We start from the raw sequence: 21,352 nt of genomic DNA, 5'->3' as shown, positions 1-21,352 counted from the left end.
CGATCATTGTCACCTGAGCGCTAACCGCGCCGAGTTCAGCGGACCTTCAGCATCCCCATCACGCCGCCCTTGCGCATGGCGCGCCAGCCCAGCAGCACGGCCAGGATCACGGCATACACCATGACTTCGCTCACATCGTTCTTGGCCGACTTCTTCCAGTAGAAATGCAGCAGGCCCAGCAAGGCCACGGCATACACCAGCTTGTGCAGGGCCTGCCAGCGTCGCCCGCCCAGCTTGCGGATGGCCGAGTTGAACGAAGTCAGGGCCAGGGGCGTCATCAAGGCCAGTGCCACCACCCCCACGAGGATGAAGTTGCGCTTGATCACGTCCTTGATGATGTCATCGATCACCAAGCCCTTGTCCAGCCAGGCATAGGCCAGGAAATGAATCAGCGCGTACACAAAGGTGGTCACGCCCAGGGCACGCCGATAGCGCATCAAGGTGGGCAGCGAAGCCGCTTCGCGCAAGGGCGAAATCGCCAGCGTCAGCCACAGCCAGCGCAAGGCCCATTCACCCGTTTCCTTGATGAGCTTTTCTGCTGGGTTGGCCCCCAGGTGCCCCGTGAACCCCTTGATCACCAGCACCACAAAAGGCAGGGCACACAACAGCCACAACAGCGGCTTCACCCAGGGTCTCAACAGCAACTGGTTGAGGCCCTGCTTCACGGACATCGCTTGCATCAGTAATACTTCTTCAGATCCATGCCGGCATAGAGTTGCCCCACCTGGGCCTCGTAGCCATTGAACATCAAGGTGGACTTGCGCGGCGCAAAGAAGCCGCCATCCCCAATGCGGCGCTCCGATGCCTGGCTCCATCGCGGGTGATCCACTTTCGGGTTCACATTCGAGAAGAAGCCGTATTCACGCGGATTGGCCTTGGTCCAGGAGGATACCGGCTCTTTCTCGACCAGGCGGATCTTCACGATCGACTTGGCGCTCTTGAAGCCATACTTCCAGGGCACCACCAGGCGCAGCGGGGCACCATTCTGATTGGGCAGGATCTCGCCATACAGGCCGAACGCCATCATGGTGAGCGGGTGCATGGCCTCGTCGATGCGCAGGCCTTCTACATACGGCCAGTCCAGCACGCCTGTGCGCACACCCGGCATCTGTTTGGGATCGGCCAGGCTGACGAACTCCACATACCTGGCGCGGCTCGTGGGCTCGGCACGCTGGATCAGCGTGGACAGCGAATAGCCCACCCACGGGATCACCATGGACCAGCCTTCCACGCAGCGCAGCCGGTAGATGCGCTCTTCCATCGCACCCAGCTTGAGCAGGTCATCCAGCCCCAGCTTCAATGGCTTGCCCACCTCGCCCTCGATGCTCAGCGCCCAGGGGCGTGGCTTGAGCGTGTGGGCGTTCTCGGCCGGGTCGGATTTGTCGGTGCCGAACTCGTAGAAGTTGTTGTAGCTGGTCACGTCCTCGTAGGGCGTGAGCTTGTCCATGGTGAAGGCGCCGGGCACCTTGCTGGGCGCGCCGGGCAAAGGCGCCAGCTTGCCAGGGCGTTTGACGGACACGGCGCCCTGCGCCAGGCCCTGCCCCGACAGCAACAGTGAAGCGCCCCCGGCGGCCCCGACCTGAAGCAACTGCCGCCGCGCCAGATAGACCGACTGAGGGGTGATCTCGCTGGGAACGGCGTGAAACATCCCGCTGTCAGGATGCAGGATGCTGCGCGATGTGCGAAGAACGGTCATGCTGGTCAAGCTCCACGGCCATGAAAAAACGGTGCCTGCGAACTTGGTCGCCGACACCGCCGTGAACCTTACACCGCCATGCGCTCAAGCGCTGAAATGCGTGCTCAAACCCCTTTTCGCGACGCACGAACGGCGCCAATGCCCAGCAGGCCCAACGCCATGAGCGCGTAGCTGGAGGGTTCGGGAACGGCGCGCACCATCATGAAATCAGGGGCGTCCAGTGCACCGCCACTCATGTTGGTGAACTGCGTCCATTCGGTTGCCACACCTGGCAGCGAGGCCAGCCAGCGCACCTCCGCCGTGCTGGAAGCGTGCCCGGCGATGACGTCATCGCTCACGCTGACCAGGCGCGTGTCCGGGCCGGTATTGACCCAGCCCAGGTAATCGTGGTGAAAATCGGCGCTGCCTGCCGCACTCGCGTTGAAGTAGAAATCGATGCCCGGCACACCAGCCTTGATGCTGCTGTCCAGGGTATAGAGATCCCGGCCCCCACTGGGCTGCGACACATATCCGGCGTCCAGCAGCAAGGTGATGAACTCGTTGACCGTGGCCATGCGGTAGCCTGCCTCCTCACCCGCAGCCTGGCTTTCAAAGCCATACCAGGCCAGATTGGACGAGGTATCGATCAACGGTTTCTGTACCGAGGCATCACCCTGGATGACTTCGGCCATCGCGGATGTGGCACAGCTGGCGCTCAGTGCAAGCGCCACAAGACAACACTGAACAATACGCATGATCCCTCCGGTTTGATGTGCCGTGCCGGCTGATGGGTAGCAGGCCTGGACAACACCCGTTCACCCGCGCTCTTTCACGGCATGAAAACAGCCTAACCAATGCCGGCCGTTTGCACCCGCGGGAAACCCCTGATGCGTGGCCACCAGCTTGTAAGGGAATGCGAATCAGGCGCTCAAGGCGTTGCGAAGCTCGGGACCTGTCCCGCCGGGCCGTGAATCTGGAGCAATCGGCCGGACAGCCTCGCCTGAACGCGTTCAGGCAGTGGCGCGAAGCCGGTTCCACGGGTCAACTCGTCTCCGTGCATGAAACACCAGTACACAAATCTGGCCACCCAGTCAGCGGCATGCATGTCCTTGGGCGCGGCGTCCAGCAACACGTAGCTGGTTGCCGTCAGGGGCCAGGCATCTGCGCGGGGCTGGCTCAGCAAGCCGGCCACATCATCCCCCTTCTTGTACAGATCGGATGCCAGGATGGCTGCGCGGAAGGCCTCTTCCGACGCCGCCACCACGAAGCCGCCGGAGGTACGCAGCTTCACGCCACTCAGGCGGTCCTTCTGCACGCGGTCGAAGGACACATAGCTCACGCCGCCCGCCGTGTCTTTCAGCAGCGCGCTCACGCCATCGTTGCCCTTGGCTGCGAGCGTGGCGCCTGGCCAGGTCGGTTTTTGCGAAGCAGGCACCGCCGCCGCGAATCGGCTGGAGGACATGCCCAGGTAGCGCGTCCACACCTCGGTCGATCCGGACGCATCCTCGCGCACGATGCGGGTGATGGCCTGGGCGGGCAGGCGCAAGCCCGGGTTGAGCGCCGCAATCCGTGGGTCATCCCACTGACGGATCTGCCCCTGCATGATGTCGGCCAGCACCTCGCCACTGAGCACCAGCTGGTTCGCGCCGATGCCCTGTACGTTGACCACGGGCACCAGGCCGCCCACCAGCATGGGAATCTGCACCAGCTTGTGTTCGGCCAGTTGCTGAGGCGTCAAGGGGTTGTCGGTGCCACCCAGGTGCACCGAGCGCGCCTTGATCTGCTTGATGCCATCGCCGGAGCCGGTGGGCACATAGCGCACCGAGACGCCCGGGTTCAAATCGGCAAAACGCTTGGTCCAGCGTTCGTACACATGCGAAGGAAAGCTGGCGCCAGCCCCCTTGATCTGCACCTCTGCGTGCACGTGCACGGCAGTCAGACAGGTGGACAGGGCCAGCAACAACGCGCCCCAGGGTTTCAAGCACACACGACCAGACAGCATCGCCAACAACTTCAAGATCCAGTGAAACAGGCCGCGAAGATACACCAACCAGGGTCAACCCTGATCCGATCAGCTCAGGGCAAAACGGAAAAAGGGCCGGTTGCCCGGCCCCTTACAGCTTGCTTACAACGTTGGGGGGCTACCGGCCGACACCCGACAAACCACCAGCGAATCAAGCCGCCTTTTTCGCTGCAGTCTTGGCCGCCGTTTTGGACGCGGCCTTCTTGGCAGCCGGTGCGCGCGGGGCCCGAGGCTCGAACTCGAAGCCCACCTTGCCGGCCTTGGCATCCCAGCTCAGAAATGCCTTGAACTTGCGGCGCGTCTTGTTGGACACGAAGTTCTCCAGCAAATCCGTCTTGCCGGTTTCCAGCAGCTTGGTGAGCTGGTCGGGCATGATGGGTTGCTGCAGGATGATCTTGCCGCTCTTGAAGTCGCACTTGGCCTTGGAGCTGCCCGTCGTGTTCTCACACACGTAGTTGCTGCCATGCTCGTACACCTGGCCGCCACACTTGGGGCAGGCGCCCAGGCTGGTCTGTGCGCTGAAGTCCACCGCTTCGCCGGATTCGTCGTCCTTCTTGGCGTCTTCGCCGAAGTCGAACTCCATCTTCCAGTTCTTCGCCTCTTCGTCACGCACCAGCTTGAGCTCGGCGGTGAAGGGCCAGCCCGCCTTGGAGCGGAAGCCGTCCATCGGGCCGATCTTGTGATCGCGCAACAGCTGCTCGACCTCATGCAACTCGAAGCTGCGGCCTGCGGGGATCTTGGTCATGCTGAAACCACAACCTGCGCCGTCGTCGCTGCCGCTCTTGCCCGTGCAGGTGAAGCGACGGTAGTTTTCCTTGACCACGCCACCGCAGTTCGGGCAGGGGGTCTGCAGCACGGCATAGTCACCAGGGATGGTGTCGCGGTCGTATTCCTTGGCCTTTTGCACCACGCGCTGGGTCATGGCGGCGATCTCGGCCATGAAGGCCTCGCGGCTCAAGCGGCCCTTTTCCATTTCGGCGAGCTTGAACTCCCAGTTGCCGGTCAGCTCGGGCTTGGTCAGGTCCTCCACGCCCAGGCCACGCAGCAGCGTCATGAGCTGGAAAGCCTTGGCCGTGGGGATCAGCTCGCGGCCTTCGCGGTAGATGTACTTTTCAGTGAGCAGGCCTTCGATGATGGCCGCACGGGTGGCTGGTGTGCCCAGGCCCTTCTCGGTCATCGCAGCCTTGAGCTCTTCATCGTCGATCAACTTGCCCGCGCCTTCCATGGCGCTCAGCAGCGTCGCTTCAGAGTAGCGTGCAGGTGGCTTGGTCTTGAGCGCATTGACGGCCACGTCTTCCGTGGTCACGGCCTCGCCGGGCTTGACGGCCACCAGCGTGCGCTCATCGCCCTCTTCCGAGGCTTCCTTGCCGTACACCGCCATCCAGCCGGGCTTGACCAGCACCTTGCCGTTGGTCTGGAAGCAATGCTCCTTGCCAGCGGCCGGCACCTTGGTGATGCGGGTGGTGACCATGAACTCGGCGGCCGGGTAGAACACGGCGATGAAGCGCTTGACGACCATGTCGTACAGCTTGGCTTCGGCCTCGGTCAGGCTCTTGGGTGCCTGCATCGTGGGAATGATGGCAAAGTGATCCGACACCTTGGCGTTGTCGAACACGCGCTTGTTGGGCTTGACGTAGCCGTCGTTGACCGCCTTGCGCGCATGTTGCGACAGCTCGCGCAACGGGCCGGGCATGTCCTCGTCGGCGATCATTCCCATCGTGTCCTTGACCACACTGATGTAGTCCTCGGGCAGCGCACGCGAATCGGTACGGGGATAGGTCAGGGCCTTGTGCTTTTCATACAGGGCCTGCGCCAGGCCCAGCGTGGTCTTGGCACTGAAGCCGAAACGCGAGTTGGCCTCGCGCTGCAGCGTGGTCAGGTCATACAGCAACGGGCTGGACTGGTTGCTGGGCTTGGCCTCTTCCGTGACCGTGCCCTGCTTGCCTTCCACCGCATCGGCAATGGCCTGCGCCTCGGCAGCCGACCAGACCCGATCGGCCTTCAGCTCGGCTTCGGCCGAACCTTCTGCAGCGCTCTTGTCCTTCTTGAAGTTGGGATCGAACCACTTGCCCTCATAGGCACCGGCCTCGACGCCAAAGCTGGCCTTGATTTCCCAGTAATCACGGTAAACGTGCTTGCGGATCTTTTCTTCGCGTTCCACCACGATGGACAGCGTGGGCGTCTGCACCCGGCCCACGGTGGTCAGGAAGAAGCCGCCATCGCGCGAGTTGAACGCCGTCATGGCGCGCGTGCCGTTGATGCCCACCAGCCAGTCGGCTTCGGAGCGGCAACGGGCGGCGCTGGCCAGCGGCGTCATCTGCTCGTCGGTGCGCAGTTGCTCGAAACCGTCGCGGATGGCTGCCGGCGTCATGCTCTGCAGCCACAGGCGCTTGACTTCCTTGCCCAGGCCCTTGGCGCGCGTGGTGGCCGTGCTGTCGGCCGCGTATTGCGCAATCAGGCGGAAGATCAGTTCACCTTCGCGCCCCGCGTCACATGCGTTGATCAGCGTGGTGACGTCCTTGCGCTTGATCAGCTTGACCAGGGCATTGAGGCGCCCCTTGCTCTTGTCGATCGGATTGAGATCGAAGTGCGGCGGGATGACCGGCAGGTTGGCGAAGCTCCACTTGCCCCGCTTGACATCGAATTCGTCGGGCGCCTTGATTTCGACCAGATGGCCGACGGCGGAGCTGACCACATAGTGTTCGCTCTCGAAGTATTCATCGTGTTTGTCGAATTTGCCGTCCACCGGCGTCAATGCGCGCACGATGTCTTGGGCAACCGACGGTTTTTCTGCAATGACCAGGGCTTTGCTCATGGGCGTCTTTATATCTCTTCTTACAATCGGGCTTCTCGCGCACGCGCACGCACACATACGTGTGTGCACACGCGGGCACGCGCGCCCACCAATTCAATGTACCCAATCTGGCCGATGACGCAAGCCGCAAAAAAAACCAAGCCTGCCGCCCGGACGGCTCACGCCCCGGCTGAAGAGCCCACTTCCGGCCGCCGCACCCAGGTGCGCGAGTCGGGTATTCATGGCAAGGGCGTCTACGCCATCCGCCCGATCAAGGCCGGCGAGACCGTCCTGGAGTACAGGGGCGAGATCATCACCTGGCAGGAGGCGCTGGATCGCCACCCGCACGACCCGTCACAACCGAATCACACCTTTTACTTCCACCTGGACGACGGCCACGTCATCGACGGGAAGTACCAGGGCAATTCCGCCAAGTGGATCAATCACTCCTGCGACCCCAATCTTGAGGCCGAGCAGGATGGCAACCGCGTTTTTCTGAAGGCATTGCGCGACATCGCCGTGGGCGAAGAGTTGTTCTTTGACTACGGTTTGATCATCGACGCCCGCATGACGGCCAAGCTCAAGAAGGAATATGCCTGCTGGTGCGGCTCGCCCAAGTGCCGCGGCACCATGCTGGCTTCGCGTCGTCGCTGATGGCTGACACCCCGCTCGGCGCCGTGCAGGCGGACCTCCATGCCGCCGCCGAACGCATCTGGGAGGCTGCGTCACCGGCCTGCCCGGAGCTGAGCGTGGAAGTGCTGCCGGAAATCGGCTCGACCAACACGGAGCTGATGACCCGAGGCCGACGTGGCGAAACCAGCCCGACCTTCCTTGCGGCCTGCCGCCAGACCGCCGGCAGAGGCCGCCAGGGCCGCACCTGGCTGGCCGCACCTGGCGACACCCTGACCTTTTCCCTGGGCCTGCCCATGCGTCTGGACGAAATCCCGGGCGGTGGCAGCGCCTTGTCCCTGGCCGTGGGCCTGGCCATGGCCCAAGGGCTCGAAACCGGGCTGCGCGCCCAGCCGGATCAAGCCAACACACCCGCCATCGGCCTGAAATGGCCCAATGATCTGTGGCTCAACGGCCGCAAACTGGGTGGCATCCTGATCGAAGCCACACCTGCCCCAGGCCTGAGCGATGGCCAGCGCTGGGTGGTCATCGGCATCGGGCTGAACGTAAAACAGGGCCCGGCGCCCGCCGAAGCCACGGCGCTGTCATCGGCGCTCTCGGGTGGACACGTGCCAAGCGCAGGCGAAGTCTGGTCGTGGGTGGCGCCCCCCTTGCTGACCATGGCCCGTGCATTTGAAGCGTCCGGCTTTGCGCCGTTGCAGATGGCCTACAGTCAACGTGATGTGCTGGCAGGGCAAACCGTGGGCCTGTGGGCCACGCCAGGCCAGGGGCCGGCTGATGGCTTCGCCCCCAGTGACACCGGCATGGCCCAGGGCGTCAGCGAAACCGGTGCGCTGCTCGTGCATACTGACAAGGGCCTGCAAGCCTGGACCACAGGTGAAGTCAGCGTCAGGTTGCGGCCCTGAAGCCACAGCCCCGACCTCCACGACCTCAGTTCGCTCACCCCCAACAGCCAAACCGACCCATGCTGCGTTCCCTGGTGCTGATTCTGTTGATCGTCAACGCCGCGTTCTTCGCTTGGAGCAAGGGCTGGCTCAACCAGGTCGTGGGCGTGCAACCCGATGCGCAGCACGAACCGCAGCGCATGGGCCAGCAGATCCATGCCGACAAGATCGTGGTGCTGGCAGCTGGCGCTGGCAAGGCAGACAAATCCACGCACAAGAATGCCGCGACCCTGCCCGATGTGGCAAGCAGCGCCTCTTCAGCGAGTACGGGCAGCGGTGCCGCATCGGCCGCCACCGGCGCATCTCAGGCCGCGGCGGCCTCAACCCAGGCCCTGGCGACATCGGCTGGCGCGCAGGCCCAGGCCACGCCACCTGCTGCATCCGAGAGCAAAGACACCAAGTGCGTCGAAGCAGGCCCCTTCAATGCCAGCGAATACGCCAGCCTGGAGGCCAACCTCAAGCCCATCCTGCCCCCGGGGAGCTGGGGTAGCCGCACCGTGGCCATTCAGGGGCTATGGCTGGTCTACATGGGCCCGTACGCCGACGCTGACATGCTGGAGCGCAAGCAAGCCGAACTGCGCCGCATCAAGGGCCTGAGTTTCGAAGAGGTGCGCACACCGGCCAATCTGGCCCTGGGCATCTCGCTGGGCCGCTTCACCAGACAGGAAGATGCCGACACGGGTCTGAACGCCATGCGCAACCGCGGCATTCGCACGGCGCGCATCGTGAACGTGCGCCCGCCCATGGAGGTGCAGGTCCTGCGCGTACCGCGCGCTTCCGTGGGCATGCAGGTCACGCTGGCCAGCATGAAGCTGCCGCAGGGCAAAGGGTTCAGCGCCTGCCGGCCTTGAGCGGCCTCATCCAGGTCATGGCCAGGGCGCAACAGGCCAGGGCCAGCAACGATAGCCACGACATCGCCCCCCCGCCTGACGATGAAGCCTGGGTACAGGCGTCACTGCCCCCGCCCCGCGAAGGGTTGAAATAACAGGCGCTCTGCGTGGATGTGCTCGGTGTGGCCGAACCACCTTGGCCCGCGTGCGAAATCGCCCAGTTCACGGCCAATTCAGCGTCCAGCATGCCCGCGCCACAGGTTTGCGTGGTGCAACCGCAATTGCCCTGCCCCCCGGAACCACTGACGCAGGTCTGCATCCCCAGCGCGGTGACGTCCGGGAATCCTGCGGTCTTGTGCGTCAACCCCCAGAGCAGGTCATCCACGGTCAAGGTCGGATCGGCTGCCAGCATCAGGGCGGCCACACCAGCTACAACCGGCGACGCCAGACTGGTGCCCACCATGCGCCTGAGCTCGAAATACGAGGAGGCATTGCCCACACCGGTGTTCGTCAGGGTGACGATGCCCGAATCCGTCAATACGTCGTTGGCATCGATGTCGCCCGAGGCGACAGCCACACCGAAGGACTGGATGCCGTCCGTCTGCATGAGATTGGCGTAGCGGGCCTTGTAGCCGCGTTCATTGAGCCCGGTCACAGCCAGCACGCCCGCGCAATTGGCGGGCCGCGTTGCGCCCCAAAGACCCAGGCCGGACGAGGCATCGCCGTTACCGGCCGACGCCACCACCAGCACACCCTGGCTCTTCAGGGTAGCGATGGTCTGGCGGTACAACCACGATGCATCGTGGGCCCCGCTGCCGGTATCTGCACACGAACCGTCACCACCAAAACTCAGGTTGATGACCCGAGCCGGATGCAGATTGCGCGCAGGAGAACCGTTGTAATCCACACCGGCAGCCCACAGCATGCCCTCGATGATGTCGCTGACCATGGCCCCGCACATGCCACCCACTCGCACCGGCAGCACCAAAGGCCCCGGCAAAGGCGCCAACGCACCGGCGCCATCCACCATGTTGCCTGTCGTGGCAGCCAGCATGGCGGTCACGCTCAGGCCATGCCAGGACACCGGCGACACAGGGCACCCGTCCCGCAAGGCTTCGGGCACCTTCATGATGTCTTCGCCGGGATCGGTCGGATCGGCGTCCACACCGTTGCCATCACCCGAATAGGCCAGCTCCGACACGAAGTCATAGCCCGGCAGCAAGCGCCCATCCAGATCCGGCGCGTGAAGGATGCCCGTGTCCAGCACCGCCACCACCACGGGCGACAAGGTCCGATTGGACAGCGCCTCCCAGGCTGGAGGAAAGTTCGCCACAGCCACACGGCCGATCGCGGCATCTCTTGTCTGCAACCAGGTCTGGATGCCGTAGCCCGGATCATCCACGTTGACCGACGCGGGCCGCGCCATCTCGTTGACGATCACCCACTCGACGTCCGGGTCCTTGCGCAAGCGAGCCGCCTCGGCTTCAGCCTGCGCCACGGGAACGGGATGGCCGTTGTGAATCACCTGAGCCGCAAACGCCGTGGGCTTGCGCATCAGAAAGCTGACGCGCTGGCGCTGCGCCGCCGCAGAAAGACGTGCGCGCAGATCCTGCGCGTTGGCCGCGGGCATGGCCGCAGCCTGCAGACGCACCAGGGACTGGCCAGCCACGGCTGCATCCTGCCCTTTGAGCTTGACGATCAAGCCCATGGCCAAACTAGGTTGAGCTTGAGCAGCCATCACCGGCCCGACACCCATCCAGCAGATGAGCCACAACATCAGCGCGAAAAGCTTCCTCATCAGGGGTGTCGTCCTGCTACAGCCATGATCCAAAGGGAGCGCCGATTATGTCTTGCACACCTCGTGACACATGCACCAATTGGCGACTGTTCACAAATACGCACAAAAAAGATGCGCGCCGTTCATAGAAAAAGGCCTCCGAAGAGGCCTTTTTGTCACCAGGTGAAAGCAATGCCCGTATTACTTGGCGATCACGCGCACCATTTCGAGGACCTTGTTCGAGTAGCCCCACTCGTTGTCGTACCAGGACACAACCTTCACGAAAGTCTTGTCCAGGGCGATACCGGCTTCGGCATCGAACACCGAGGTGCAGCTTTCGCCGCGGAAGTCCGTGGCCACCACCTTGTCTTCGGTGTAACCCAGCACGCCCTTCATGGCGCCTTCCGAAGCGGCCTTCATGGCAGCGCAGATGTCTTCGTACGAAGCTTCCTTGTTCAGCTCGACGGTCAGGTCAACCACCGACACGTCAGAGGTGGGCACGCGGAAAGCCATGCCGGTCAGCTTCTTGTTCAGCTCGGGGATCACCACACCCACGGCCTTGGCAGCGCCCGTGCTCGAGGGAATGATGTTTTCCAGGATGCCGCGGCCGCCGCGCCAGTCCTTGTTCGAAGGACCGTCAACGGTCTTCTGGGTGGCGGTGGCGGCGTGCACGGTGGTCATCAGGCCGCGCTTGATGCCGAAGGTGTCGTTCAACACCTTGGCCACGGGCGCCAGACAGTTGGTGGTGCACGAAGCGTTGGAGATGATGGCCTGACCAGCGTAGGTCTTGTCGTTCACGCCGTAGACGAACATCGGGGTGTCGTCCTTGGAGGGAGCCGACATGATGACCTTCTTGGCACCAGCCTTCAGGTGGGCTTCAGCGGTTTCCTTGGTCAGGAACAGACCAGTGGATTCAACCACCACGTCGGCGCCGACTTCATCCCACTTCAGTTCAGCGGGGTTCTTCACGGCGGTCAGACGGATCTTCTTGCCATTGACGATCAGGGTGTTGCCGTCCACAGCGACGTCGCCCTTGAAGCGGCCATGCACCGAGTCGTACTTCAGCATGTAGGCCAGGTAGTCAGGCTCCAGCAGGTCGTTGATGCCGACGACTTCGATGTCGTTGAAGTTCTGGATGGCAGCGCGGAAGACCATGCGGCCGATACGACCGAAGCCGTTGATACCAATCTTGATAGCCATGATTGCTTTACCTTGAAGTTGAAAACTGGATGTTGCGAAAAACTTGTGCCTGAGTTGTGTGTGATGTGCTTACTTCTTGAGCTGCAGCACCTTGCGAACCGTCGCCACCACGTTCTCGGTGGTGAAGCCTAAGTGCTAGAACAGCACGCCAGCAGGCGCAGATTCGCCATAGGTGTCGATGCCCACCACGGCGGCGCATCCGTACTTCCACCAGCCGTCCGTCACGCCGGCCTCGACCGCGATGCGCGGCAGGTTGGCAGGCAGAACCGACTTCTTGTACTCGACCGATTGACGATCGAACACGGTGGTCGAGGGCATGGAGACCACGCGCACGGGGATGGCCAGCTTGGCCAGCTCGGCCTGGGCATGCAGCGCCAATTGCACTTCGGAACCGGTCGCGATGATCACGGCGACCGGCTTTTTCTTCAACCCCACTTCTGAGGGTTCAGCCAAAACATACGCGCCTTGCGTGATGACATCCGCATCCTGCTTGGGTGCGTAGGGCAGGTTCTGACGCGACAGCAACAGCGCCGAGGGGCGGTTCTTGTTGGCCAGCGCGATGGACCAGGCCACGGCGGTTTCCGTCGTATCGGCAGGACGCCACACGTCCAGACCGGGGATCAGACGCAGGCTGGCCGCGTGCTCGACCGACTGGTGGGTCGGGCCGTCTTCGCCCAGACCGATGGAATCGTGCGTGAACACATGAATCACGCGCTGCTTCATCAGCGCGGCCATGCGGATGGCGTTGCGGCTGTAGTCCGAGAAAGTCAGGAAGGTGCCGGCGTAGGGGATGTAGCCACCGTGCAGGGCCACACCATTCATGATCGCGGCCATGCCGAACTCGCGCACGCCGTAGTTGATGTGGCGGCCGGGCTTGCCGTCGGTCAGGACCATGGCGCCTTCATCGTCCACGCGGAAGGCCGGTGTGCTCTTGGTGTTGGTCAGGTTGGAGCCGGTCAGGTCGGCCGAGCCGCCCAGCATTTCGGGCACGCCAGCGGTGAAGAACTCCAGGGCAATCTGGCTGGCCTTGCGGCTGGCCACGGTCTCGGCCTTGTCGTGGGCGGAAGCCACGGCCTGCACGCAGATCTCGGCGAAGTTGGCAGGCAGGTCACCGGCCATGCGGCGCGTGAACTCGGCCGCCAGTTCGGGGAAGGCAGCCTTGTAGGCGTCGAAACGCGTGTTCCAGTCATTGACCAGCAACTCGCCGTCGGCCTTGGCATTCCAGTCGCCATAGACCTCTTCGGGGATCACGAAAGCGTCGTGCGACCAACCCAGGTTTTCACGGGTCAGCTTGATTTCATCGCCACCCAGGGGTTCGCCATGGGCCTTGGCCGTGTTGGCGCGGTTGGGCGAACCGTGGCCGATGGCCGTCTTGCACACGATCAGCGTGGGCTTGTCGGCGCTCATCTTGGCCTTTTCGATGGCACCGTCCACGGCGTCCACATCGTGGCCGTCCACCGGGCCGATCACGTTCCAGCCATAGGCCTCGAAGCGCTTGGGCGTGTCATCGATGAACCAGGGCGCCACCTGACCGTCGATCGAGATGCCATTGTCGTCGTACAGCGCGATCAGCTTGTTGAGCTTCCAGGCGCCAGCCAGGGCGGCGGCTTCATGGCTGATGCCCTCCATCAGGCAACCGTCACCCATGAACACATAGGTATGGTGGTTGACGATGTTGTGGCCTTCGCGGTTGAACTCGGCAGCCAGCATCTTCTCGGCCAGGGCAAAGCCCACGGCATTGGTGATGCCCTGCCCCAGCGGGCCAGTGGTGGTTTCAACGCCGGCGGTGATGCCCACTTCGGGGTGGCCGGGCGTCTTGCTGTGCATCTGGCGGAAGGCCTTCAGATCGTCGATCGACAGGTCATAGCCCGAGAGATGCAGCAGCGAATAGATCAGCATCGACGCATGACCGTTCGACAGCACGAAGCGGTCGCGGTCAGCCCACTGAGGCTGCGCAGGATGGTGACGCAGATGGCGACTCCACAACGCCACTGCCATATCGGCCATGCCCATCGGGGCGCCAGGGTGACCGGAATTGGCTTGCTGGACAGCATCCATGGCAAGGGCACGGATGGCATTGGCCATGGCTGTGATGTTCTTGGTGGAGTTGGACATGTTGGTGGAGGTTGTGGGGTCGCGGGAATCCAGGATTTTAGCCCGGGACGCACCCTTATCCACCTGTTGATGAATTGCGCGCTGGTTTGCGCAGCCTCATTTGACGTCCTCATCCAGTCGGGCAAATCCTTTAACTTCGGCAGATTGAGCATCCAGCAGGACATACCAACCAGTCTGACGAGAAACGACAGGCGTAGCTCGCAGCCCATCTGCCGTCACACCCAGCTCTCCAACAGCCAACTCCACAGCAGCCTTGTGCCAAGCAGATTTCGATGCGATCTCCGCCAATGGCAAGGACTGCGCCAGTACGCGGGCTCGATCAGCACTGTAGGCCTGCCAGTAACTTGGTCGCGTGCCCGCATCGTAGCCACGTAGTGCCCAGTCGATGGACTTCGCCATTTCATCCGCGTTACGTGACGCCCTGACGCCTACCGTCACGGGGCCGCGCCATGACAACTCGCGAAAAGCCTCCGGAGCCTGAGACAGCTCATCGGACTTCAGGTCGCGTGCGGTGACGATTCGAAACAGGCCGTTCTCAGCCGCCAGGACCACGGGCCGCGCCATGGAAACCGCATATATGCCATACGCCAACGCCATCAACTGAAGCAGCACAATGGCAGACAGATCAAGCATCAGGTGCCTTCGCGACTTGCCCTCCGACATGGCAATGAAGGTCAACACTGGGCCGGCAACGACGTCCACCGACGTCAACAGAAGGAACAACTGCCAACCGCCACACATGTCGCGATAAACACCAGGAAACCACCAGTAGAAAACCAATAGCGCAGCCACAGCGGACACGGCCACACTAAATAGTGCATGAACACCAAATGCCCTGAAACGTCTTTTAAACGGCATGCTTATCAAGATGAAGAAACACAAAAAAGGGGGCCGAAGCCCCCTTTTATATTCACACCTGCACCAAATTAACGGCACTCATTGGGGGCGAATCGAGCAGGAACGGTACCGAGACCAGCAGCGCCATACCCACGGGTGGTGGCAGTAGCACGAGTTGCGGAGGTACAAGCCCAATCCACGGCGCCTGTTGCGCCAGCGGCCATAACCGCATTGGCAACGAAAGGCGTCAGCAAAATGGTGTTGGCACCGGCAAGTTCAGGAATACCACCAGCAGCCGTGTTGTAGGTCACCGTGATGACGCCATCGACCACAACCACAGAAGTCACATACTTCGTCGTTGCGCCGTTATAACCAGCTGCCGCGTTATTTGCAGGCACAGCACCCGAGGATTGGAACGCCTCTGCCACAGAGTGCTTGGCCACCTCGGCCAATCCCAGACCTTCCGTCACACGGGCACGGACCGTATAGTCCTGATACGCTGGCAGCGCCACCGCAGCCAGAATACCGATGATGGCCACGACGATCATCAGTTCGATCAGGGTGAAACCCTTTTGCACTTGCTTCATCACTCGCATGATTAACTCCTTGGGCCTCGACCCGCTAAGAAACTTGCCTTGAACGACCCCACCCTACCGGGGGCCACGTGTTCTATAAGGCAGACAGCGTGCCAGCTTTCAGGACCTGAAAAAACGTGATTTAGTTGGCAGTTTCCCCTAGGCCGGACCCAAAGCAGGACCACTTTGGTCGACCTTGTGTCTGCTGTAGCGCCCAAAATTGTCACCCCCTTAAGGGTGATGACAATTTTTGTCAGTCCTCAACGGGCACGTTGAAGCGCTGGCCTTCGCGCAGCGGCTCGATACGGTGCTGCGTATCCAGCGCACGGATCTGCGCCAGCACCGAAGGCACCTCACCTGGCTTCGGGTGGGTGATGAAGACGCTGACCTCGCCATCGAGTTGCGCCAGCTCCTTGGCCAGGCTTTGCGGCGACAGGTGGCCACTGATATGGGCCAGGTGCGCCTCTTCGTTGCCGAACGCCGTCTCGATGATCAGCTGCGCAATGCGCTGACCACTCAACGCCTGCCACAAGGCCGGATTGGGACCTGTGTCACCCGAGAAGACCCACCACCCCATCGGCGTTTCGACACCAAAACCAACCCCCGGCACGGTGTGCGCCGCTGGCAAGACGTGGATACGGCGATCAGCCATCCCGCCTCGCGCCGGGAAGGACAGCGCTTGCCCCACCTCGATTTCATGCAGCACGAGGATCGGGTTGTGCGCACTGGGCAGGCGCGTGAAATCAGGCCAGATCACACCGTTGAAGATGTGCTGGCGCATCGCGTCGATCGTGGCTGGCAGCGCATGCACGTGGATGGGCCGCAACTCGGCCATGCTGCCATTTGGACCCGCACGCAACTTCATGACGCTGTCGGCCAGAAGCGGGATGCTGAGGATGTGATCGAGGTGGCTGTGGCTCAGCAGGATGTGGTCGATGCGCGCCAGTTCATCCAGGCGCAGCTCACCCACACCGCTGCCCGCATCCAGCAGGATGTCGTCATCCAGCAGAAAGGCCGTGGTGTGGCAACGTGCCGCGATCGATCCGGAACAGCCCAGAACGCGGATCATGCACGGGCTCCTTGCTGGCAGCCCACGGGATCAGGCCTGCACAAATTGCATTTGCGTACCGGCCAGTTCGATCACGTCACCGTTCTTGAGGTGCACGGGCTCGGCCGCCACGGGGTTGCCGTTGACTGTAGGGCGAGCGCCGCCTTCCACGTGGGCAAACACATAACCACCAGGGCGCTTGGTGATGGAAGCCACCTGCACGCCGGGCTTGCCGACAGTGGTCACCACCTTGGTCAGCGCCACTTCACGACCGGCCGCGGCACCGTTGAGCACCTTGATCGATGCCGGCGACTGGGGGCTCAGCCCCCCGAAACCGGAACCCAGCGTGGCGGCACCCATCGTGCTGCCAAAAGCCTGGGCCGGCGTCGACAGACCACTGCCGCCCGCGCCCTGCGCCGACGACATCGCCGTGGCCAGGGGAGTGCCCGGGCGCATGATCATCGTCTTTTCGTAATCGGAGCCTTCTTCGACCAGGTACTTGATCTTGTACTTGCCGATCTCGACCGTATCGTTGTGCTGCAGCAGTTGTTTCTTGACTGCCTTGCCATTGATATAGGTGCCGTTGGTGCTGTTGAGGTCTTCGATGAAGACATCGTTGCCAACCAGTTGCAGCACGGCGTGTTCGCCGCTGACAGCCAGGTTGTCGATCACGATATCGTTATATGGACGGCGCCCAAGCGAGGTTTTGTCCTTGGTAATTTGGACTTCCTTGATGACGACCCCGTCTAGCGAGACGACCAGTTTTCCCATTCGGAACCTCTCGGGTATTGATCTCTAATTGGCGTTTAATTAAAGCCGCTCAACGCTTGAAGGGCCACCAGGACCTCGGCGCCGGATCGGCTACTCCCTGTGCACGCACCAGCACCACGGCAATATTATCCCGACCGCCGGCTTCATTGGCCGCCGCCACCAGCGCCTCGCCCATCTCGGGCAAGCTGGTGTGGGCCGACATGACATCGGCGATCTGCTGATCACGCAGCATATCGGACAGGCCATCAGAGCACATCAGGTAGATATCACCAGACTGGATGTCGTGCAGATGCGTTTCCATCAGGACCAGATCTTCCACGCCCAAGGCCCGGGTCACCAGGTTCTTGTTGGCGGCGTACTGGGCCTGCTCAGGCGTCAGGATGCCAGCATCGATCTGTTCTTGCAGTAACGAATGGTCTTTTGTGATCTGTTGAAGCTGACCGTCGCGCCAGCGGTAGCCGCGCGAATCACCAATATGTCCCATTAACAGGCGACCTGACCGGAAAACCGCCAGAACCAGGGTCGTCCCCATGCCGGCATAGGTCGGATTGGAATTGGCTGCGCCAAAAATCGCCCGGTTGGCGTTGTCCACGCAGATATCCATCGCGCGCTTGACATCACCGTCGCTGGCGTTCGACGAGGCCTCATGAAGCCAGCGCCCCAGTTCGCTCTTGATGAAATCACAGGCCATGCCGCTGGCCACTTCGCCCGCCGCATAACCCCCCATGCCATCAGCGAGCACGGCGACGCCGCAACTCTCATCCAGGGCGATGGAGTCTTCATTGTTGGTTCGCACCCGCCCAGTGTCGGTATGACTAAAGAACTCAAAGTCCATGGCGGGATTGTCGCTGCGTTTTCATGGGAGACAGATCAGGGATTTCAGGCGAGGTCCACATCCACTTTCTGGAGGGACTGTGCCACTGCACGCAAGTCTTCGGCCATCTGCTGGCCAGAGGCATAGCGCGTGCCAGGGTGTTTTTCCAGCGCCAGCGCCACGATGTCGCCCAGCGCGGGCGGCAGATCAGGCCGGATGCTGCACACATTGGGGGCGGTTTCACGACCAATGGCGCGCATCAGAGCCGCCATGGAATCGTTGCGATAAGGCAACTGCCCGGTCAGCAACTGGAACAGGCTGACGCCCAGGGAGTACAGGTCGCTGCGCCCGTCTATGGTCTGACCCGACAACTGCTCGGGCGACATGAACGTCGGCGTCCCCAGAACCACCCCCGTGCGCGTACGGGTGGCATCGGCCACGCGCGCCACGCCGAAATCCATCACCTTCACGGTGCCCGTGGCCACATCCACCATGATGTTGGCCGGCTTGATGTCGCGGTGAGTCACACCTCGGGTGTGGGCGTAAGCCAGGGCGTCGGCCACGCGCGCCATGATGGGCAACAACTGCTGCAACGGCAGCAACTTGTCAGGCTGCGCATACTGGCTCATGTCCGTGCCGTCGATCAGTTCCATGGCGATGTAGGCCACGCCGCCCTGCTCGCCCGCATCCAGGATGCTGACGATGTCCGGATGCTGCAGGCGCCCCGCCATCTCTGCCTCACGCAGGAAGCGGTTGCGGGCTTCGGCCAGTTCGGCACCGCTGAACTCCTGAGCCAGGGCCATGGTCTTGAGCGCCACCTTGCGATCGGTGGCGGGATCGAACCCCAGATAAACCGCCCCCATGGCGCCCTTGCCGATCTGCTTTTCGACCAGGTACTTGCCCATTTGCCCTTGAGAGACCTGCGGCACCGGCCGCGCTGGCAGGGTCCCCCAGGTGTTGGCCGTGGCAACTTGAGCCAGACCACGGGCGCGCATCAGGCGCAACTTGACCTGATGCCAGTTGGGATCGATGTCGGCAATGTGCTCGTAGACGTCTCGGGCGCAGTCGTAGCGCGCGTCGCGTTCGAAGGCCACCGCGATGCGCTCCAGGGTTTCCAGCGTCGCGTGGCGGTTGCTCGCCTCGGGGAAAAAGCCCTGCATGGTCTGCCAGGCCTGATCGACCGGACCATCACCCAGGGCCTGCAAGGCACGCTGGATGCGCTGTACGCCCACCTGCTCGCCCGGCGTCTGGGGCGACACATTCATCAAGGCCTGCGGCATGGTGCTGGAGGCGAAATCCTCCGGAAACAGCGAGGGCATGCTGTTGGAGAACTGCGAGTGAAAAGACGAGTTCTGCGGCACGTCCAGGTAGGACAGGACGGTCTCCGGGCCGGCATCATCGTCTGGCAGCACGCGCTCGTGGCTGCCGGCGGGCGCGCCGCCTGGCTGCCTGCCGGTGACAGGGTCCGTATCTTCGAAAATGGGGCGCGTGTGCACGAAGCCGTTCCTGGCCAGCGGCACCTGCCTGCGTTGACGCACCAGCCACAAGACCAGGCCCACGCCGGTCACAACCAGCAGGACGATGATCAGCGTCAGGGCGGTCAGGTGCATGCGATCAGGCCTCGGCCTCTGCGGCAGCCCTTCTGGCCAGCACACTGCCAACGGCGAGCACCAGCAAGGCACCCAGCGCGCCGGCAAAGTAGCGAATGGACTCCTGGGTCGGCACATGCGGCGCCACCACCGGATCGGCCACAGCCAGCGTACCGGCAATCCAGCCCAGCAACATGCCACCCGCTGTGATGATGAGCGGGAAGCGATCCATCAGCTTGAGTACGACCGTGCTGCCCCACACGATGATGGGAATGCTGACCAGCAGGCCAAAGATCACCAGCGGCATCTGATGCCCTTCGTGACCAGCGCCTTGTGCCGCGCCGGCGATGCCGATGACGTTGTCCACGCTCATGACAAAGTCGGCCACGATGATGGTCTTGATGGCACCCATCAGCCTGTCGCTGGCTTGCAGATTGCCATGGTCGTCGTCTTCCGGCACCAACAGCTTGATGCCGATCCACAGCAGCAACACGGCACCTACCAGCTTCAGGTAAGGCAGCTTGAGCAGCGACATGGCAAAGAAGATCAGCACCACACGCAGGGCGATGGCGCCCGCCGTGCCCCAGATGATGCCCTTGGTGCGCAATTCAGGCGGCAAATTGCGGCACGCCAGGGCGATCACCACGGCGTTGTCCCCGCCGAGCAGGATGTCGATCATCACGATCTGGCCAACAGCGAGCCAGAACTCCGGGTGCATCAATGCTTCCATGTCACTTCAAAAAAAGAATCAGCCCCTGAGTGTAGGGGCTGATTGACCTGCATTCCCGGACGTGTCACCCAGGAATGCACATACTCTGCAAGATTGTCAGATAAGCGACTTCAGGATGCGGCCCATCTCGGATGGGTTGCGCGTGACCTTGAAGCCGCACTCTTCCATGATGGCGAGCTTGGCGTCGGCCGTGTCGGCACCACCCGAGATCAGCGCGCCGGCGTGGCCCATGCGCTTGCCCGGAGGCGCGGTGACGCCAGCGATGAAGCCAACGATGGGCTTCTTCATATTGGCCTTGCACCACTGCGCGGCTTCAGCCTCGTCCGGACCACCGATTTCACCGATCATGATGACGGCATCCGTGTCCGGATCGTCATTGAAGGCACGCATCACGTCGATGTGCTTGAGGCCGTTGATCGGGTCGCCACCGATACCCACGGCGCTGGATTGACCCAGGCCCAGTTCGGTCAGTTGCGCCACGGCTTCATAGGTCAGCGTGCCCGAACGTGACACCACGCCAATGCGGCCCTTGCGGTGGATGTGACCAGGCATGATGCCGATCTTGATTTCTTCTGGCGTGATCAAACCAGGGCAGTTGGGGCCCAGCAGCAAGGTCTTCTTGCCACCGGCCGCTTCCTTGGCCTTCATCTTGTTGCGCACCATCAGCATGTCGCGCACAGGGATGCCTTCTGTGATGGCGATGACCAGATCCAGATCAGCCTCGACGGCCTCCCAGATGGCGTCAGCCGCACCGGCGGGCGGCACATAGATCACCGACACGGTGGCGCCGGTTTCCTTGGCCGCGTCCTTGACGGAGGCGAAGATGGGGATGTCGGAGAACTTCTCGCCGGCCTTCTTGGGGTTCACGCCCGCCACGAAAGCGTTCTTGCCGTTGGCGTAAGCCTGACAACCGAGGGTATGGAACTGACCGGTCTTGCCCGTGATGCCTTGGGTGATGACCTTGGTGTCTTTATTGATGAAAATGCTCATGATGGATTCC

General features: G+C 62.4%; 19 protein-coding genes. 3 read left to right on the top strand and 16 right to left on the bottom strand.

Going from position 1 to position 21,352, the window contains the following annotated elements; genetic code table 11:
• Nucleotides 1-35: 35 nt before the first annotated feature.
• The 5 genes from VFW93_RS15060 to VFW93_RS15040 all read right to left on the bottom strand — a co-directional run bounded on the left by VFW93_RS15060 (nt 36) and on the right by VFW93_RS15040 (nt 6,513).
• Nucleotides 36-680: a protein-methionine-sulfoxide reductase heme-binding subunit MsrQ gene (locus tag VFW93_RS15060; RefSeq protein WP_329694782.1), complete on the bottom strand. Its 645-nt coding sequence runs from the start codon at nt 678-680 to the stop codon at nt 36-38.
• The gene (gene msrP, locus VFW93_RS15055) at nt 680-1,696 is read right to left on the bottom strand and encodes a protein-methionine-sulfoxide reductase catalytic subunit MsrP (RefSeq protein WP_414639687.1); all 1,017 of its coding nucleotides are present in this window, start codon (nt 1,694-1,696) and stop codon (nt 680-682) included. The genes VFW93_RS15060 and msrP overlap by 1 nt, the downstream gene beginning before the upstream one ends.
• Nucleotides 1,697-1,800: 104 nt before the next feature.
• On the bottom strand, nt 1,801-2,430 hold the full coding sequence (locus VFW93_RS15050; RefSeq protein WP_329694781.1) for a PEP-CTERM sorting domain-containing protein: 630 nt from the start codon (nt 2,428-2,430) through the stop codon (nt 1,801-1,803).
• A gap of 173 nt (nt 2,431-2,603) precedes the next feature.
• The gene (gene pstS, locus VFW93_RS15045; protein ID WP_329694780.1) at nt 2,604-3,677 is read right to left on the bottom strand and encodes a phosphate ABC transporter substrate-binding protein PstS; all 1,074 of its coding nucleotides are present in this window, start codon (nt 3,675-3,677) and stop codon (nt 2,604-2,606) included.
• A gap of 172 nt (nt 3,678-3,849) precedes the next feature.
• A complete protein-coding gene (locus VFW93_RS15040; protein ID WP_329694779.1) occupies nt 3,850-6,513 on the bottom strand; it encodes a DNA topoisomerase III in 2,664 nt (887 codons plus the stop codon).
• Nucleotides 6,514-6,627: 114 nt separating this feature from the next.
• Here VFW93_RS15040 and VFW93_RS15035 point away from each other — a divergent pair, with 114 nt between their 5' ends.
• The 3 genes from VFW93_RS15035 to VFW93_RS15025 are packed head-to-tail and all read left to right on the top strand — an operon-like array spanning nt 6,628 to nt 8,917.
• The gene (locus VFW93_RS15035; RefSeq protein WP_329694778.1) at nt 6,628-7,146 is read left to right on the top strand and encodes an SET domain-containing protein; all 519 of its coding nucleotides are present in this window, start codon (nt 6,628-6,630) and stop codon (nt 7,144-7,146) included.
• Nucleotides 7,146-8,027 carry a biotin--[acetyl-CoA-carboxylase] ligase gene (locus VFW93_RS15030; protein ID WP_329694777.1) on the top strand — a complete coding sequence of 294 codons (882 nt, stop codon included), beginning with the start codon at nt 7,146-7,148 and terminating at the stop codon, nt 8,025-8,027. Before VFW93_RS15035 ends, VFW93_RS15030 begins: the two co-directional genes overlap by 1 nt.
• 59 nt (nt 8,028-8,086) lie before the next feature.
• Nucleotides 8,087-8,917 (top strand): hypothetical protein, encoded by an 831-nt coding sequence (locus tag VFW93_RS15025; protein WP_329694776.1) that lies wholly within the window; start codon nt 8,087-8,089, stop codon nt 8,915-8,917.
• Here the strand turns inward: VFW93_RS15025 and VFW93_RS15020 are convergent.
• The 11 genes from VFW93_RS15020 to sucD all read right to left on the bottom strand — a co-directional run bounded on the left by VFW93_RS15020 (nt 8,898) and on the right by sucD (nt 21,342).
• On the bottom strand, nt 8,898-10,694 hold the full coding sequence (locus VFW93_RS15020; RefSeq protein ID WP_329694775.1) for a S8 family serine peptidase: 1,797 nt from the start codon (nt 10,692-10,694) through the stop codon (nt 8,898-8,900). The two genes, VFW93_RS15025 and VFW93_RS15020, sit on opposite strands and share 20 nt — an antisense overlap.
• A 180-nt stretch (nt 10,695-10,874) precedes the next feature.
• Nucleotides 10,875-11,873 (bottom strand): type I glyceraldehyde-3-phosphate dehydrogenase, encoded by a 999-nt coding sequence (gene gap / locus VFW93_RS15015; protein ID WP_329694774.1) that lies wholly within the window; start codon nt 11,871-11,873, stop codon nt 10,875-10,877.
• Between the two features lie 135 nt (nt 11,874-12,008).
• A complete protein-coding gene (gene tkt / locus VFW93_RS15010) occupies nt 12,009-13,988 on the bottom strand; it encodes a transketolase (protein ID WP_329694773.1) in 1,980 nt (659 codons plus the stop codon).
• A gap of 96 nt (nt 13,989-14,084) precedes the next feature.
• The gene (locus VFW93_RS15005) at nt 14,085-14,846 is read right to left on the bottom strand and encodes a pilus assembly protein (RefSeq protein WP_329694772.1); all 762 of its coding nucleotides are present in this window, start codon (nt 14,844-14,846) and stop codon (nt 14,085-14,087) included.
• Between the two features lie 68 nt (nt 14,847-14,914).
• Nucleotides 14,915-15,421: a pilin gene (locus VFW93_RS15000; protein WP_329694771.1), complete on the bottom strand. Its 507-nt coding sequence runs from the start codon at nt 15,419-15,421 to the stop codon at nt 14,915-14,917.
• A gap of 232 nt (nt 15,422-15,653) precedes the next feature.
• On the bottom strand, nt 15,654-16,469 hold the full coding sequence (locus tag VFW93_RS14995; protein ID WP_329694770.1) for a 3',5'-cyclic-nucleotide phosphodiesterase: 816 nt from the start codon (nt 16,467-16,469) through the stop codon (nt 15,654-15,656).
• Nucleotides 16,470-16,499: 30 nt separating this feature from the next.
• Nucleotides 16,500-17,219: an FHA domain-containing protein gene (locus VFW93_RS14990; RefSeq protein ID WP_329694769.1), complete on the bottom strand. Its 720-nt coding sequence runs from the start codon at nt 17,217-17,219 to the stop codon at nt 16,500-16,502.
• A gap of 49 nt (nt 17,220-17,268) precedes the next feature.
• Nucleotides 17,269-18,054 (bottom strand): Stp1/IreP family PP2C-type Ser/Thr phosphatase, encoded by a 786-nt coding sequence (locus VFW93_RS14985; RefSeq protein ID WP_329694768.1) that lies wholly within the window; start codon nt 18,052-18,054, stop codon nt 17,269-17,271.
• A gap of 44 nt (nt 18,055-18,098) precedes the next feature.
• A complete protein-coding gene (locus tag VFW93_RS14980; RefSeq protein WP_329694767.1) occupies nt 18,099-19,643 on the bottom strand; it encodes a serine/threonine-protein kinase in 1,545 nt (514 codons plus the stop codon).
• A gap of 4 nt (nt 19,644-19,647) precedes the next feature.
• Nucleotides 19,648-20,352: a TerC family protein gene (locus VFW93_RS14975; RefSeq protein ID WP_329694766.1), complete on the bottom strand. Its 705-nt coding sequence runs from the start codon at nt 20,350-20,352 to the stop codon at nt 19,648-19,650.
• A gap of 96 nt (nt 20,353-20,448) precedes the next feature.
• Nucleotides 20,449-21,342 carry a succinate--CoA ligase subunit alpha gene (sucD, locus tag VFW93_RS14970; RefSeq protein ID WP_290676169.1) on the bottom strand — a complete coding sequence of 298 codons (894 nt, stop codon included), beginning with the start codon at nt 21,340-21,342 and terminating at the stop codon, nt 20,449-20,451.
• Nucleotides 21,343-21,352: the final 10 nt, after the last annotated feature.

It is taken from the genome of Aquabacterium sp. (genome assembly GCF_036279675.1).
In the GTDB taxonomy this organism is placed as follows: domain Bacteria; phylum Pseudomonadota; class Gammaproteobacteria; order Burkholderiales; family Burkholderiaceae_C; genus Aquabacterium.
The sequence above is the reverse complement of the archived record's forward strand: the minus strand, read 5'-3'. Positions and strand labels throughout refer to the sequence as shown.